We start from the raw sequence: 1,061 nt of genomic DNA on the forward strand, positions 1-1,061 counted from the left end.
ACGTCAAACTGTCTAATAACCTCCTTTCTCCCTGTTAAATAAATTGTAGTAAAAATCGTTCAAATAATTTGCATAACTCGTTGGTTTTTATTATATTTAAGGATGAAATTCATCAACGGAATTAACAGAAACCAACTCCCGCTTTTTGCTTCATCGATTGATGATGCCATTGCGCAAGACAACCAAATCAGGCTCATTGACCTTTTTGTAGACAGTCTTAAACTTGCTGATTTTGGATTTACTTTCGATTTTGTCGAAAACGGAAGACCTGCTTATCATCCTTCGGATTTGCTCAAACTCTTTATTTACGGGTACCTCAATCGCATGCGTTCCTCCAGAACTTTGGAGAAAGAGTGCAGTCGGAACATTGAGCTGATGTGGCTTTTGAAAGGTTTGGTTCCTGATCACAATACCATTGCTAATTTTCGCAAAAACAATCCCAAAGCTATTGCGCGCGTTTTTCGGGCAACGGTAAAACTAGCCTCCCATTTTGAACTCATTGGCGGAAGCCTTCTCGCTGGTGACAGCACCAAACTTCGGGCGCAAAACTCCAAGAAAAATAATTTTAATTCCAATAAAATAGAACGTCACATTGCCTATATCGATGCTAGACTGCAAGAATATAACAAGGCTTTAGCCAAAGAAGATGGGGATGTTTTAGAAAAACAAATTATTGAAAAAAAGATTAAAAAGCATATCATTCAGAAACAAAAATACATTGGGTATCAAAATACAATTGATACTACAGGGGTTACCCAAATTTCGACTTCGGATCCGGATAGTCGTCAAATCATGACGCGAAATAACATCTCTGAAGTCGCCTACACGGTACAAACTACAGTGGATGCGCTGCATAACATTCCCATTGATTTCAAGGTGACCAATGAAAACGATTCCAAAGCCATGGGAGGAATGTTACGCCGAGCCAAAAACATTTTGGGACACAACAATTTTACCGCCATTTATGATAAAGGCTATCACACAGGGAGTGAGTTCGATTATGCTAATAGACTTGGCATTGATGTGTTGGTAGCTATTCCAGGAGTTTCTGCTCACGCACC

General features: G+C 39.4%; 1 protein-coding gene. It reads left to right on the plus strand.

Going from position 1 to position 1,061, the window contains the following annotated elements; translation table 11 throughout:
* Nucleotides 1-102 precede the first annotated feature (102 nt).
* On the plus strand, nt 103-1,061 hold a 959-nt coding region (locus ACP7AV_RS17145; protein ID WP_426093008.1), incomplete at its 3' end, for a transposase.

It is taken from the genome of Flavobacterium sp. DSR3-2, from assembly GCF_049896525.1.
Classification (GTDB): domain Bacteria; phylum Bacteroidota; class Bacteroidia; order Flavobacteriales; family Flavobacteriaceae; genus Flavobacterium.